13 protein-coding genes are annotated in these 15,373 nt (G+C 42.8%); 8 read left to right on the top strand and 5 right to left on the bottom strand.

The window, feature by feature from the left end:
• Positions 1-437 precede the first annotated feature (437 nt).
• The gene (locus ACFQZX_RS15650; protein WP_377117091.1) at positions 438-1,814 is read left to right on the top strand and encodes a methyltransferase RsmF C-terminal domain-like protein; all 1,377 of its coding nucleotides are present in this window, start codon (positions 438-440) and stop codon (positions 1,812-1,814) included.
• 4 nt (positions 1,815-1,818) lie between these two features.
• Here the strand turns inward: ACFQZX_RS15650 and dapF are convergent, their stop codons facing one another.
• Complete coding sequence (dapF, locus tag ACFQZX_RS15655) at positions 1,819-2,610, bottom strand: diaminopimelate epimerase (protein ID WP_377117093.1); 792 nt, start codon at positions 2,608-2,610, stop codon at positions 1,819-1,821.
• Positions 2,611-2,792: 182 nt separating this feature from the next.
• Between dapF and ACFQZX_RS15660 the strand changes: the two genes are divergently transcribed.
• Positions 2,793-4,325 (top strand): Do family serine endopeptidase, encoded by a 1,533-nt coding sequence (locus ACFQZX_RS15660; RefSeq protein ID WP_377117096.1) that lies wholly within the window; start codon positions 2,793-2,795, stop codon positions 4,323-4,325.
• Positions 4,326-4,415: 90 nt separating this feature from the next.
• Here the strand turns inward: ACFQZX_RS15660 and dtd are convergent, their stop codons facing one another.
• Both dtd and rsgA read right to left on the bottom strand, forming a co-directional pair.
• On the bottom strand, positions 4,416-4,868 hold the full coding sequence (dtd, locus tag ACFQZX_RS15665) for a D-aminoacyl-tRNA deacylase (RefSeq protein WP_377117098.1): 453 nt from the start codon (positions 4,866-4,868) through the stop codon (positions 4,416-4,418).
• Between the two features lie 100 nt (positions 4,869-4,968).
• Entirely contained in the window at positions 4,969-5,886 is a 918-nt protein-coding gene (gene rsgA / locus ACFQZX_RS15670) for a ribosome small subunit-dependent GTPase A (protein WP_377117100.1), read from the bottom strand.
• Between the two features lie 246 nt (positions 5,887-6,132).
• Here rsgA and thrA point away from each other — a divergent pair, with 246 nt between their 5' ends.
• The 5 genes from thrA (at position 6,133) to ACFQZX_RS15695 (ending at position 12,092) form a co-directional block, all read left to right on the top strand.
• On the top strand, positions 6,133-8,583 hold the full coding sequence (gene thrA, locus ACFQZX_RS15675) for a bifunctional aspartate kinase/homoserine dehydrogenase I (RefSeq protein ID WP_377117102.1): 2,451 nt from the start codon (positions 6,133-6,135) through the stop codon (positions 8,581-8,583).
• 85 nt (positions 8,584-8,668) lie between these two features.
• Positions 8,669-9,655 (top strand): homoserine kinase, encoded by a 987-nt coding sequence (locus ACFQZX_RS15680; protein ID WP_377118601.1) that lies wholly within the window; start codon positions 8,669-8,671, stop codon positions 9,653-9,655.
• A 130-nt stretch (positions 9,656-9,785) separates the two neighbouring features.
• Positions 9,786-11,096: a threonine synthase gene (gene thrC / locus ACFQZX_RS15685; protein ID WP_377117104.1), complete on the top strand. Its 1,311-nt coding sequence runs from the start codon at positions 9,786-9,788 to the stop codon at positions 11,094-11,096.
• A gap of 4 nt (positions 11,097-11,100) precedes the next feature.
• Positions 11,101-11,490 carry a hypothetical protein gene (locus tag ACFQZX_RS15690; protein ID WP_377117106.1) on the top strand — a complete coding sequence of 130 codons (390 nt, stop codon included), beginning with the start codon at positions 11,101-11,103 and terminating at the stop codon, positions 11,488-11,490.
• Positions 11,487-12,092 (top strand): HAD family hydrolase, encoded by a 606-nt coding sequence (locus tag ACFQZX_RS15695; protein WP_377117108.1) that lies wholly within the window; start codon positions 11,487-11,489, stop codon positions 12,090-12,092. The genes ACFQZX_RS15690 and ACFQZX_RS15695 overlap by 4 nt, the downstream gene beginning before the upstream one ends.
• A gap of 92 nt (positions 12,093-12,184) precedes the next feature.
• Here ACFQZX_RS15695 and ACFQZX_RS15700 read toward each other — a convergent pair whose 3' ends face one another.
• Together ACFQZX_RS15700 and ACFQZX_RS15705 are read right to left on the bottom strand one after the other, a co-directional pair.
• Positions 12,185-14,491 (bottom strand): TonB-dependent receptor, encoded by a 2,307-nt coding sequence (locus ACFQZX_RS15700; RefSeq protein ID WP_377117110.1) that lies wholly within the window; start codon positions 14,489-14,491, stop codon positions 12,185-12,187.
• Positions 14,492-14,555: 64 nt separating this feature from the next.
• Complete coding sequence (locus tag ACFQZX_RS15705; RefSeq protein WP_377117112.1) at positions 14,556-14,864, bottom strand: hypothetical protein; 309 nt, start codon at positions 14,862-14,864, stop codon at positions 14,556-14,558.
• Positions 14,865-15,018: 154 nt separating this feature from the next.
• Here ACFQZX_RS15705 and ACFQZX_RS15710 point away from each other — a divergent pair, with 154 nt between their 5' ends.
• Entirely contained in the window at positions 15,019-15,372 is a 354-nt protein-coding gene (locus ACFQZX_RS15710; RefSeq protein WP_377117115.1) for a hypothetical protein, read from the top strand.
• Position 15,373 lies beyond the last annotated feature (1 nt).

The raw sequence follows: 15,373 nt of genomic DNA on the forward strand, positions 1-15,373 counted from the left end.
CAAGCCTTTTTTTAACTTTTTTCAGGGCCCTTTTTAAACCCCTCAAACACCCTTCCTTCCTTCACTCCCCCAACCCTCAGGCGGGCTGCAAAGGTGCAAATTTTTAGCTTATCTTCCAAGTGTTAATTTCACTTTTTTTCCTTTGCACAATCTCAAAAAACAACGCCCTTTCGATTAAGAGCGGATACAAATGTACAACGAAACACCACTTGCTGCCAAAGAAATTTTAAAAAAATTAAAACAATTTATAACCCATTGAAAGCTAAGTATAAACCCCATTATTAACCATCAATTTACCACCTGTTCACATTAAAACAACATAGTGATAAATGCGTGAATCGTCCAAAAAAACGCGTAAAAAGGACATTTTGAACGCCAAATTGCGTCAAACTTAACGGGAAAAGCCCTAAAATTTTTCTGTACTTTTGATAATATATATGATCAATCACGCTTTTCCGGACAAGTTTTTAGAGAATCTGGCTACCGAACCAGGCTTTGACAAGCATAGTTTTGTTAATGCTCATGAATCAGACACTCAAATAACGTCTGTACGATTAAACCCTTTTAAGCCATCAAACATAAAAACGGACAGCCAGGTGCCGTGGTGTCCGAATGGTTTTTATCTGAACAGCCGCCCCTCGTTTACTTTTGACCCGCTTTTTCATGCGGGCGCCTATTATGTACAAGAGGCATCATCCATGTTTATACATCATATATTATATAGTATAAGGCCAGATAAGGCAGACCCTATAAAGGTACTTGACCTTTGCGCTGCCCCTGGCGGTAAAAGCACGTTACTTAATTCGGCACTTGAGCCTACCGATCTGCTTGTTGCCAACGAGATCATTAAAACGCGTGTACCTGTATTGACAGATAACCTTAACCGCTGGGGAACATCAAACACTATAGTTACTAATAACGACCCGCGCGACTTTGCGCCTTTAAGAAACTTTTTTGATATCGTACTGGTTGATGCCCCCTGCTCGGGCTCGGGTATGTTTCGTAAAGACACAGAAGCCATGAATGAGTGGAGCGAAGCTAACGTTGAACTTTGCCATCAGCGGCAGGAACGTATACTGGCCGATATTTATCCGGCCATTGCAGAGGACGGTTACCTTATATATAGTACCTGCTCTTACTCGCACCAGGAAAATGAAGACATTTTAGATTGGCTTTGCCAAACCTTTGATATGGAAAGCATCCGCATGCCCATCAGCAGCGACTGGGGTATTGTTGAGAGCGAGTCGCCCATGGCCAAGGCCTGGGGTTACCGTTTTTATCCTGGAAAGGTTATGGGCGAAGGATTATTTGCGGCCTGTCTGCGTAAGCGGGAGAACAGTGGCCAGAGCAATTACAAAAACAATTCACAACAAAAGCTGCCTGCTAAAGAGATTGACATTGTAAAAACCTATATCAACGAACCGGACGACCTGTATTTATTAAAGGTGAATGATGATTGGCTGGGGATAAACCGCGAGCATAAGGAGAGCCTTAACACACTGCACAGGCATTTGTATATAAAGAAGTCGGGAGTAAGAATAGGTAAACTCGCGGGGCGAGATCTGATACCAGACCATGAATTGGCCTTAAGCCTTATGATAAATAAAGATGCGGTGCTTTCAACAGAATTAAGTAAAGAGCAGGCCATTCAATACCTCCGCCGGGATAATATTGATATAGAGATTATAGGGAAAGGCTGGAGTTTGATGGCCTATGAAGGCCATGCGTTAGGTTGGGCAAAACTTTTACCCAACCGGATCAATAATTATTATCCGAAAGAAATAAGGATATTTTCGCAAAAGCAGGAATACTAAGTTGTTAGGAATTAAGGTTTATAACTCCTTTAAACACTAATTCAGCAGGACCTTCTAAAAAAATATTACTGAACTTTTCACCGTCATAATCAAACCGGATGTTGAGGTTGCCGCCCAATACCCTTACAGGTGTGCTGATGATACCGCTTTGATGGTTATGTTTTGCCATAGCTAACGCTACAGCAGTTACACCTGTTCCGCAGGCGTAGGTTTCATTTTCAACACCGCGTTCAAACGTTCGTACAAAATAGCCTTCACCTTCTTTTTGCACAAAGTTAACGTTGATACCCTCCTGTTTATAGGTTGCATTATTACGGATAGCGTAACCCTCGTTGTATACGTCTTTAACTTCCAGATCGCTCGCCAATTTAACATAATGGGGCGAACCGGTATTTAACACATATGCTTCCCCGTCCTGGTCAATCCGGGTAACATCTATCATTTGCAGACTAACCCAGTCGCCAGCTTCTGAAATTTTGGCATGATGCAGACCGTCTGTGGCAAGAAATTTTGTCGCATCATCAATAACACCAAGGTGTTTGGCAAACGCTACAATGCAACGGCCTCCATTACCGCACATGCTTCCTTCGTTTCCATCGGCGTTATAATATATCATCCTGAAGTCGTAACCCGGTTCATCTTCCAGCAACATCAAACCATCGCCGCCTATCCCGAACCTTCTGTCACATAACTGCGCAACACTCTCTTTATCAATCCCTTTCAAAACGCTTAACCGATTGTCAATTAAAATGAAATCGTTCCCGGCACCTTGATATTTATAAAAATTTATCTGCACAGTACTATAATTATTTGCTTACGTTTAATATTAAGTTCGATAAGCAACAAATATAATTGAACATTACTCACAATTTAACAATATTTAACATTATTACATATACCTTATTATTGATTATTTCGTCTATATGGTATTAAATTTGAATTCTCTTAAATATAAAGAGCAAAAAGAAAGAAGATAATATGAAAAAATTTGGTTTAACATTACTTACCGCTTTTGCAGGCGGCGCTCTTGCTTTGGGTGCATACAAGTTTGCCGAAAACAAGTATGACCAAAACATGAGCATAGAAGATAAACAGAAGGTATATTTTGCGAGTAATCCGCAGGCCGGCAATGTAGTTTCATCTGCAGGATCTGTTGATCTGACGCAGGCTGCTGCAGAGGTTACCCCGGCCGTGGTGTATATCCGTACAACTTACTCCAGCAACTCATCTGATGGCGGTTCAGATCCGTTTGAGCAAATGTTTGGGCAGATGTTCGGGCAACGCATGCGCCCTCAGGGCCCTCAAATGGCATCTGGTTCGGGTGTGATAATTTCTCCTGATGGTTACATTGTTACCAACAACCACGTTGTAGCTAAAGCCGAGAAAATTCAGATCGTTACCAACGATCACCATAGCTACGAGGCTAAAGTGATTGGTACCGACCCGAACACCGATCTTGCGTTGATAAAGGTTAACGCTACCAACCTCCCTATTGTAAAATTGGGCAATTCTGACGCGGTACGTGTTGGCGAATGGGTATTGGCTGTAGGTAACCCTTTCAAATTAAACTCAACCGTTACCGCCGGTATAGTTAGCGCTAAAGGCCGTAGTATTGGTATTATCGGCCGTGATGAACAAGAAGAAAGTCCGTTCCCTGTACGTCAGCAGGAAACCCCTTCTTTAAGAAAAGGCATCGAATCTTTCATTCAAACTGATGCCGCTATTAACCCTGGTAACAGTGGTGGTGCATTGGTGAATACTAACGGCGAATTGATAGGTATCAACGCCGCTATTGCATCTCACACCGGTTCTTACGAAGGATATGGTTTTGCCATCCCAATCAACCTGGCTAAAAAGGTGCTGAATGATATTAAAAAATATGGCGCCGTTAAACGTGGTTATGTAGGTATAGGCTTTGCCGATCTGAGCGACCCTGATGCTGCTAAACAAGTTAAGAGCGATAAAACTAACGGCTTATATGTTACCAGTATTGTTGATGGCAGCGGCGCTGAACAGGCAGGTATAAAAGAAGGTGATATTATTACCAAAGTTGAAGGTAACACCGTTTATGAATCTTCAGACCTGCAGGAGCGTGTTGCACGTTTACAGCCTGGTGATAAAATTAACCTGACTGTATTGCGTAATGGCAGCGAGAAAAACTTCACTGTAACACTTAAAGCTGATGCCCCCGCAAATAAAACTGCCGCGGTATCAAAATCTGCCACCGAGTTATACAATAAACTGGGCGCAAGTTTTCAACCGTTAAGCGCTGCGCAAAAAGCTAAGTTCCATGTAAACTCTGGTGTACTGGTTACTCAGGTTCGCAGGGGCGGAGTATTTGATGATACAGAAATACCTGTTGGGTCGGTAATCACTTCTATCAATAAACAAGCTGTTAATAGCGTAGAAGACATTGATAAAGCGATCACCAACCTACGAAATGGCCGACTAATGATTAGTGGTTATTACCCTGATGGAGGCAGCTTCAATAACATATTTGATGTTCAATAATCTATAATTTAATTGAACAAAAAGGCTCGATCTTGATTGATCGAGCCTTTTTTGTTGTTATTGTCCCGTCCTACCTCCTCTAAATTCAAATCATTCCTTAACTTTTGTGTCGATGGTAATAGTTACAGGGCCATCATTAATGAGGCTTACCTTCATGTCGGCACCAAAAATACCTGTTGCAACTTTTTTTCCGGTTAGGTTCTCAAGCGTTGCTATCATTTTTTCATAAAGTGGTATGGCTTTATCTGGCCGGGCCGCGCGTATAAACGACGGACGGTTGCCTTTTTTAGTCTGCGCGAATAGCGTAAATTGAGATATCAGTAAAATGTTACCGCTGATATCAGCAAGGGCTTTGTTCATCAGCCCATTTTCATCGCTAAACACCCGAAGGCCAACTATTTTTTGGGCCAGCCACTGCAGGTCTTCATCGGTATCGGCATCTTCGATACCTAATAGTATCATAAAACCAGCATCTATTTGCCCGGTTATTTTATCATCTACCTTGCATGACGCTTCTGAAACCCGTTGTATTACTGCACGCATATTTAAAATTAGAATTCAGGATTTTTAGATTCAGGAAACAAGGTTATATACCGTTGAGGATATTAATTGATCCTGACCTTTGCTTAACATTTTGCCTCTTTTAAGACCGTGTATCATTGCCATTATAAATACTTAAGTAACTATCATACCGGGTAATTGAAATTTCACCTTCCTCAAGGGCCTCCAGCACAGCACACCCCGGTTCATTGATGTGGCGGCAGTTGTTAAAGCGGCAATTGTTCATCCGCTCACGCATTTCCGGGAAAAAGTGCCCAAGTTCCTGTTTTTCAATATCAATGACCCCTAATTCGCGTATTCCGGGGGTATCGATGATATGCCCGCCCTGTGGCAGTTCAAACATTTCTGCAAAGGTAGTAGTGTGCATCCCTTTGTCACTCCAGTCGGATATCATGTGTGTTTTCAGATCAAGTTCGGGCAGCAGGCGATTGATCAAGCTGGATTTACCCACGCCAGAATGCCCTGTTAATAAGGTGACTTTATCCTTAAGCAGATCTTGTAATTGTTGAACGTTGGTACCTTCTAATGCCGATACCTCATAGCACGGATAACCAATTTGTTCATAAATATCCTTATACTCGGCCAGCACTTCCAGGCCTTCATCACTGAAAAGGTCAAGCTTATTGAATACCAATGAAGCCGGGATATCGTATGCCTCGGCAGTCACCAGAAAGCGATCGATAAATCCTAAAGATGTCCTAGGCGATGCCAGCGTTACGATCAAAAATGCCTGATCAAGGTTAGCCGCTATGATCTGTGCCTGTTTAGAAAGGTTGACCGATTTACGGATAATGTAATTCTTTCGCTGATGCAGGTTAGTAATTACCCCTGTGCCTTGCTCGGGTTCCATTTCAAAATCAACCAAATCGCCAACTGCAAGAGGGTTAGTGGTGGTAATGCCTTTTATTCTGAACTTCCCTTTTATACGGCAATCGAACAGATCATTACCAGATTTTACCTGGTACCAGCTCCCTGTCGATTTTATAATTAATCCCTGCATAAGTGCGCAATTTATAAAAGATTAAAAGGTTTGAAAAAATAAAACTATTTGCATTTGGTATTTAATATAAAATCTACTTACTTTACCGGCATTATAAGTTATGATAACTAACAGGACCACAATTATTACCATTATTACCACCGGGATAAATTTCGGAGGAAGATAATCGTATGGTGTAAAACATAAACAAAACCAAACTGAAAGCCTTCCTCCGAAACGGGGAAGGCTTTTTTATTTACATTTAAAATGAAAGTATTAAAATTCGGTGGCACATCTGTAGGGTCGGTAGGCAGCATTAAAACCCTGCTTGAAATTTTAAAAGCCGAAGATGAACAAGGTAGCCGGCCAGTAGTCGTGTTATCAGCCATGAGTGGGGTAACCAATTTACTGATCTCCATGGCAGAAGGTGCTGCCGAAGGCCATGAATTTACCGCCCAATTGGCCGAGTTGGAAAAGCGCCACTTTGATGTAGTTAAAGCCTTGCTTGATGTTCAGAATCAAAACCCGGCTTTTACCCGCCTGAAAATCCATTTTAATCAACTGGAAGAATTGTTGCAGGGGGTACTTACCCTGCGCGAACTTACCCCAAAAACACGAGACCAGATAGTTAGCTATGGCGAGCGTTGCTCTGCATTAATGGTAAGCAAGATAGCCGCTCAGCATTTCGGTAACGTACTGTTTACCGATGCAGCTGAGCTGATAAAAACGGATAGCAGCTTCGGTAACGCCAAAGTAAACAATGAGCTTACCGATCTGCTCATTAGAAACTATTACCAGGAAAATAAGGATAGCTTGCTGATTGTAACCGGATTTATTGCCGGGAACGAAGCCGGGCAAACAACCACCTTAGGCCGCGGTGGCAGCGATTACACCGCAGCCATATTAGGGGCCGCTTTAAACGCCGAAGAAATACAAATATGGACAGATGTAAACGGTATGATGACGGCCGACCCCAGGATAGTGAAAAAAGCCTTCCCTTTAGAAGAGCTTACCTATACGGAAGCTATGGAGCTATCCTACTTTGGTGCCAAAGTTATTTACCCGCCAACTATGATACCGGCGTTCCTGAAAAAAATCCCAATCGTAATAAAAAATACTTTTGAGCCGGCTTTTCGGGGTACCGTTATCCGCCATGATTGCAAATCGTCTACCCTTCCTATTAAGGGTATATCTTCAATTAACAATATTAGCATCCTTAATTTACAGGGAAGCGGCATGGTGGGGAAGTCGGGCTTTAGCGGCAGGCTGTTTTCTTTACTGGCCCGCGAGCAGATCAATATTATACTGATTACCCAGTCATCTTCAGAGCATAGCATCACCTTTGCCGTTCAGCCCGATGATGCAGGCAAGGCCCAGCGGTTAATTGAGCAAGAGTTCGAGTTAGAGTTGTTAGCTAATAAACTTGAACCGGTTTTAATAGAGCGCGGCCAGGCGATACTGGCAATTGTAGGCGAAAACATGAAACAAACCCCGGGCATGAGCGGTAAGCTATTTCATGCACTTGGGCGTAATGGTGTAAACGTAAGGGCAATTGCACAAGGTTCGTCAGAGTACAATATATCGGTAATAATATCTGCTGCCGACCTATCTAAAGCGCTGAACGCCGTACACGATGCATTTTTTATTGAATTAACTAAGACCCTGCATGCCTTTTGCCTGGGCACAGGCAATATCGGCCGGACACTTTTCAGCCAGCTAAACGGGCATAAGGAGTATCTTGAAAAGAATAATGGCATACAGGTAAAAATCGCCGGTATCAGTAACACCCGTAAAATGATGTTCAACAGCGACGGCTTATCGCTGGATACCTGGAAAGACGATCTTGCCGAATCTATACACACTGCGGATCTGCCGGCTTTTATAGCAAAAATGAAAGAGATGAACCTGCCGAACTGTGTGTTTATTGATAATACCGCCAGCCCTAAACCAATAGAATTTTATGAAGAAGTTTTCAAATCAAACATATCGGTAGTTACCTGTAATAAAATAGGCAACTCGGCGTCATTTTCACAATACAAAATGTTTCGGGATACTGCCCGCCGCCATGGTGTCGACTTTTTTTATGAAACCAACGTTGGTGCGGGATTACCCATCATACGCACCCTAAAAGACCTGATGAGCAGCGGCGACAGGATACAGTGCATCGAGGCAATTTTATCAGGCACTATATCCTATATATTCAATCACTTTAAAGGCGATGTCAGCTTTCATGACGTAGTGAAAGAAGCGCAGGACAAAGGGTACACGGAGCCTGATCCGCGCGACGACTTGAGCGGCCGCGACTTTATGCGCAAAATACTGATACTTGCCCGAGATGCAGGCCATGAAATGGAAGAAGCTGAAGTAGAGATTGAAAGTGTACTCCCGAAAGCCTGCCTGGAAGCTGCAACGGTAGATGATTTCTACAATGCGCTGAAAACCGAGGATGCTTACTTTAATGATCTTAAAGACAGGGCCCTGAAAGAAAAGAAAGTATTACGTTATATAGGCAAACTGGAAAACGGCAAAGCTTCCATCACCCTGCAAATGGTTGATGAAAACCACCCTTTTTATATGCTGAGCGGTAGCGATAACATCATCTCCTTTACTACCGACCGTTACAAAGAGCGGCCGCTGGTGGTTAAAGGCCCTGGCGCCGGCGCCGAGGTAACAGCAGCAGGGGTATTTGCGGATTTGATTAATGTGGGAGCTGATTAAGATCAAAAGAATAAAGATCAGGATAAAAGATAATTGGAATTCTGTACTCACAAAGGGCGGAAAGCGGATTTTTAAAGAAAATAATATGAACGATATTCAGGAAGTGAAAGATACCTTGGCCACTAAACCTCAACATCTTACAGATAGTGTGCATGTTTTCGCCCCTGCCACAGTAGCTAATGTGGTTTGCGGCTTTGATGTATTAGGCTTTGCGGTTAATGAACCCGGCGACGAGGTGATTATGCGCCTTACTAATAAGCCCGGTATCACCATCAGCAAGATTACAGGCGACGAAGGCAGACTGCCGCTTAACCCGGCAAAAAATACAGTAAGCGTAAGTGTTGAACATTACCTTAAAAGTATCGACCGTACTGATATCGGTGTTGATATAGAGCTGCATAAAAAAATGCCTATAGGCAGCGGACTGGGCTCCAGTTCGGCAAGTACAGTAGCAGGATTATTCGCTATAAAAACTTTATTAGGCGATGATACCGACCCATCCACCCTATTGCCATTTGCCATGAAAGGGGAAGAAATGGCCTGCGGACATGGGCATGCAGATAATGTGGCGCCTGCGCTCTTAGGCGGCTTTGTTTTGATACGCAGCTATGAACCTCTGGATGTAGTGCGCTTACCACATCCTGAAAATTTATGGTGCGCCATTGTTTTTCCTGACGTAGATGTGCCTACCCGCGAGGCACGGCAGATCATCCGCAACAAAATAAACATGAAGGATGCCGTAACGCAATGGGGTAATATTGCCGGCCTGGTGAGCGGCCTGTTTATGCAGGATATTGATCTCATAGGCCGTAGTATGAAGGATATATTGGTTGAACCTGTCCGCAGTATGTTAATACCCGATTTTTATGAGATGCGCCAAATGGCGATGGATATGGGGGCGGTAAGTTTTGGCATCTCCGGCTCGGGGCCATCCGTATTTGCGTTCACCCGCGATGAAGAAACCGCAAAGCTTATTACCAATAAACTACGTAACCATTTAACAGGTATTAAAATAGGTTCTTATGGCTATGTATCTACTATTAATGATGCAGGGCCAAGAGTGATGTGTTAACTGTCTGAATCAGAATTTACAGAATTGAATGATTTACAGAATGTATTAAGTTAATCATTATTTCTCCAATTCTGATTCAGGTAAAAATTCTAATAATTCTCAAATTCTGTAAATTCTGATTCAGACAACAATGAAATTCTACAGTACAAACAATAAAGATCTAAGGGTTGACTTCAAAGACGCGGTTTTTAATAGTATGCCGCAGGACAAGGGTTTATACATGCCCGAAAGCATACCGGTTTTGGATGATAAGTTTCTGAACAATCTTGACCAATACACACTACCCGAAATTGCTTTCCATGTGGCACAAAACCTGTTAGGCGATGACATACCTGCCGTCGACTTAAAAGCGATCATCCATGATGCCATCAACTTTTACGCTCCAATAGTTGAACTGGAAAAAAATGTGTACGTGCTGGAGCTTTTCCACGGGCCATCTCTCGCGTTCAAGGATTTCGGCGCACGCTTCATGAGCCGGGTAATGAGCTATTTCCTTAAAGAAGGCGAAAAACAACTGGACGTTTTGGTAGCTACTTCCGGCGATACAGGCGGCGCAGTAGCATTAGGCTTTTTAGGTGTGCCCAATACCAGGGTAACCATTTTGTATCCTAAGGGCAAAGTTAGCCACATACAGGAGCTGCAGTTAACAACCAACGGACAAAACATTCGTGCGCTTGAAATTGACGGAACTTTTGATGACTGCCAGGCTTTGGTTAAGCAGGCCTTTACCGATGTTGAACTAAATGAAAGCTTCCGGTTAACATCGGCTAATTCCATCAACATAGCAAGGCTCATCCCACAAACATTTTACTATTTCAACGCTTATGCCCAGTTGCTTCGCAAGGGCGTTAACAAAGTAGTGTTTTGTGTACCCAGCGGTAATTTCGGCAATATTGGCGCAGGGCTGCTCGCCTGGAAAATGGGCCTGCCCGTCGTACATTTTGTAGCGGCTACAAATGCAAACGATACGGTTCCTGCATTTCTTAAAACGGGTGTTTATGAGCCTAAGCCATCTGTTGCTACATTATCAAACGCTATGGATGTAGGCAATCCAAGCAATTGGGTGCGCATTGCTGATTTGTTTGACCAGGATGTTGATACATTAAAAGAGTTGATAACAGGTTACGCTTATACCGACGAGGAAACTTTACAGGCTATTGAGCAATTATCAAAAAATGATAATTACGTTGCCTGCCCGCATACAGCTATCGCCTGGAAAGCGTTAAAAGAGTACCGGCAACAAAATTCGCCAGAAGACACCGCCGGCATATTCCTTTCTACCGCGCACCCGTGTAAATTTCCGGATGTTTTTAAACCGGAGATAGCTGAAAAAATAGATGTGCCATCACAAGTTGCCGAACTGGAAAAGAAAGAAAGCCATGCAGTAAGTTTAAGTACAGATTTTGAAGAATTTAAAAGATATTTGCTGGATAATGCATAGCAACATGAATTATTTAAAAGCCCGTTTGGGCTTAGTAGCATCTGTTATTTTACTTTCTATATCCGCTTGTACCAGCAACCAGCCTTTTGATCGCCGTGGATGGAATGACGGCGACGGGATTGACTTTCCGAGAAGAAACCTGATGGTTGATGACCTGCTGGAAAAATACAAATTTAAAGGTATGAAGTATAAAAACGTAGTAGGTTTACTTCATGAGCCCGACCGTTTCAGTGATGACAGCACCAGCTTTCATTATGAGCTGATCAGAAAAATGAATGTCCTTGACACCGTTAAAACCAAAAACCTTGTATTCTGGTGGAACAAAAAAGATTCGGTGATCTCTGATGTGAAAGTAGTGGAGAAAGAATATCCTAAAAAAGAAATAAAGAAGTGATCAACACCATCATATTCGACCTGGGGGCGGTACTTATCGACTGGAATCCGCATTACCTTTACCGCAATTTGTTCGAAGATGAAAAGCAAATGCTTAGCTTCTTAACAAACATTGCAACATCTGACTGGAACGAGGAACAGGATGCGGGCAGATCATTGGCGGAAGGTACCGAGTTGCTGGTCAAACGGTTTCCGGAGCACGAAGCAAACATCAGAGCTTTTTATGGCCGGTGGCAAGAGATGCTTGGCGGCGCATTCGAAAATACCGTTGCCATACTTAAACAACTAAAGGAAAGCGGCAAATACAAAATATATGCGCTCACCAACTGGTCGGCCGAGACCTTTCCTATAGCCCTGGAGCGTTACGAATTTCTAAGCTGGTTTGACGGGATAGTGGTGTCCGGTACAGAAAAAATGCGGAAACCTAACCCCGAATTTTACGAGTTGCTTTTGACCCGCTATAATGTAAAGGCACAAGAAGCTTTATTTATTGATGATAACCTTCGCAATGTATTGGCAGCAGAGAAGGTAGGCATTCAATCGATACATTACAAGTCGTCCGGCCAGTTAAAGTTTGAACTGGAACAACGAAATATCTTATAACGCCAGAACCAATCCAATCCATATAAAAAAGAAAGCCCCGCTTGTATTATCAGCGGGGCATTTCTTACTAACTAAACTAACTAACTTTCTTTTTATTTACTGGTGCCAAACGGGATGTAAACACCAAAGGTGATGTTGCGGCCCATGTTGTAAACACCATAATTAGGGTCTTCCTGGCTATACCGCCCTGGCCTTAATCTGCTTAAAGCATCATAATATGCCTTATTGGTAAGGTTAGTACCGCTAACATATAATTTAAACGGTTGTTTGCCGATGTTAAATGTTGCGCCTACACCTGCATTCAGTAAAGTATAGCCCTGGGCGGGTGTCTCGAAAGTCTCATCTACCCTGTTCTGCTTAAAATAGTTGTCGATGCCTGCGTAAAAATAAAAGTCGTTAAGGCCCTTTATTTTTGGCTCAAAGCGTAATGTATTATGTAAAACACCGGCTGGTATCAATGCCAGCGGCCTGTCGAACGTTGTGTTTTGAGCATGCGTATAGCTAAATGTATTTTCCAGGTGAATAAATGAAACAGGGTGCAATGTAAGGTTACCTTCAAAACCATACAGGTTGGCATTTACCTGCCCGTAACGGTAGGTATCAAAGGAACGCAGCTCACCGGTTTCCTCATCCTCTACGGTAGTTTGCTCGTTATTGTTATTTGAAGCATAGATAAAGTTATGGATGTAGTTTTCATATACACCTATGCTGCCTGTTATCATTCCTGAGCCATACTCCAAGGTAGCATCAGCCTGATAGCTGCGTTCGGGTGATAAATCGGCATCACCTATTTCATATCGTGTTGTACCCTCGTGTACCCCATTAGAGCCTAATTCCGCAGGGTTAGGCGCCCTGAATGCTGAACCGGCATTCGCCTTGAAATTAAAATTATCATTAAATACATAGGTATATCCAAGGGCACCGCTAACATTTGAAAAATTATTATCAAAGCCCTGGAATATCGGGTTGCCTTCATCGTCATTCTGCGCCTTACCTTTGTTCTTTACATAATCAAACCTTGCACCGGCGCTAAATGTGTTTTGTCCCCACATTTTTTTCAGGTAAATAAAGGCACCTGTGCTAAATTCGTCATAAGCAGGAATCAGTAACTCTTCACCAAGGTTAACACTATGCCCAAGGCTACTGCTTAAGCCTACAACAGGGTGCCAGCCGTTACTTTCCGGCAGATAGTATTTGGCATCCAAAGAGTAAGTATCCAGATTAAAAAATAAATTAGGCACCGGTGTTTCTTCCAACTCGCGGCGCTGATTTTTTTGATAACCTAAATCGAGCTTCAGGGAAGAGCTGTTGCCAAACAAAAAGTTATTGTTTAAGGCTATTTTATAATGCCTGATATCCTGACGTGGGTAATCTATAGTCCTGTCGGTTGAGTTATAGTATAATGGGTCGCCTGGCTCTGCATCATAAAAACCTATGTTATTTTTAAAATAAGAGAAGTTAAGGTGTGAATATCCCCATGATTTATTTACACCCAGCATACCGCTCACATTGGTTTGGTTAAAGCCGCTGTTGATGTAACGCCCTGCGGGAGTGTTGTAAGAGTAGGCATTCTGATAAGAACCCCGGCCTCTCCACACAAAGCCATCCTGGTTGCCGCTTAACATCACCGAAGTATTGGTTAAGCCGTTATTGGTTGAGTAATTAGTCAGAAACTCGCCCTGGATATTTCCCTGGACCGGCGTTGGCGGGTCGATAACATTAATCACACCACCCAATGCATCAGAGCCGTATTGCAATGATGCGGCGCCTCTTAAAACCTCTACCCTGCCGGCAGAGAACTGATCCATCTCAATACCATGCTCGTCGCCCCATTGCTGGCCCTGCTGTTTAACACCATCATTTAATGTTACTACCCTGTTATAGCTTAACCCGCGTATCACAGGTTTTGATATAGCCTGGCTGGTAGTTATCTGGCTGAAACCTGGTACTTGCTTAGCAAGGGCATCAATCAAATTGGTTGATGAACCCTGAAGCTGCTCCTTGGTAACTACCGATGCCGAAGTACTGTTGTACCGGCTACCCGCAGTAATCGGCGTACCTGTAATAACTACTTCATGCGATTCTATTATGCTGGGTTGCAGGGCAAACACCAGTGGCGCGTTAGATGAAAGGTCAACAGTTTGTGTTAATGATTTGTAGCTGAGGTATTGCACCTGTACTACAAAACGCCCGCGTGGCGGTACCGATTTAAATGTAAACTCGCCATTAACGTTGGTAGATGCGGCAAGATGCAGATCGGGGATGCTGACCGTAGCGCCGATAAGCGGCTCGTTGGTTTTGGCGTCAACAACTTTTCCTTTAATGTCTATAATATCGGCTGCAAATGCAGAAAATTGAATAAATACAAATAGAAAGCAATATAAAAGCTTCAGTTTCATAATAATAAATTAAAAAATCAGGAAAAATGCCACGGTAAGCGGCTTTAAACAGAAATGGTAATTATTAAGAAACTACAGGAGGGGCCCGGCCGGATGCGAGTATCTGGCCAATACTTTTAAAATTGTAACGCTGACTAACATAGACACGTTTTACACTCACAAAGCTGATAGCATAATTTGGCTTTACCAGCTCCATGTGCGTATGGTGCATACTATCACATATCTCGCATTTTTCTTTAAAAGCTTGCTTTGATGAATTGTGCGTATCGGCATAGGAAGTTTTATGAGCTGTCTTGATGATATTATGCTGATGCGCATACACCATATACTGCCCTGTCACAAAACAAAGCAGTAACGCCCATGCATACATCATATGTTTTAAGGATTTCTTCAAAACAGCATTTTCATTAAAACAATGCAAAAGTAATCATTAAAATGGCAATCGTAAGTTCAAATAGTAACAATGTTGTTAATTGTATATCATTAAATAAAGAATTTAACTCCTACACATCAGTATATTTGCCTTTATGAAACCTGCTGAAATAAATATAAAATGGGCTGCTTTGCAAGAGCGGATAGCGGAGGAATTTGACAATGAAAAGCCCGACATGAAGGTTATCCTGTTTTTGATAGGTGTGCAGGAACTTGGGCAGGGGCCGAGAAAATTTAGCAAGAGGCAAAAGGAGGAACTGATGCATATTGCGAATTGCAAATTGTTCAGCCAAATGGGGTTTTACGAACTGGAAGGGTTAGACCAGGATGGCTGGCCGCATTGGAAACTCGTAAAAACCATACCCAACTACACACTGCTTGAACAGGAATTGCTATTAAAATCCTTAGCGATCACATACTTTGAGACCGAGCTCGACTGGGAATTATAAT

Source organism: Mucilaginibacter litoreus (genome assembly GCF_042676805.1).
In the GTDB taxonomy this organism is placed as follows: domain Bacteria; phylum Bacteroidota; class Bacteroidia; order Sphingobacteriales; family Sphingobacteriaceae; genus Mucilaginibacter; species Mucilaginibacter litoreus.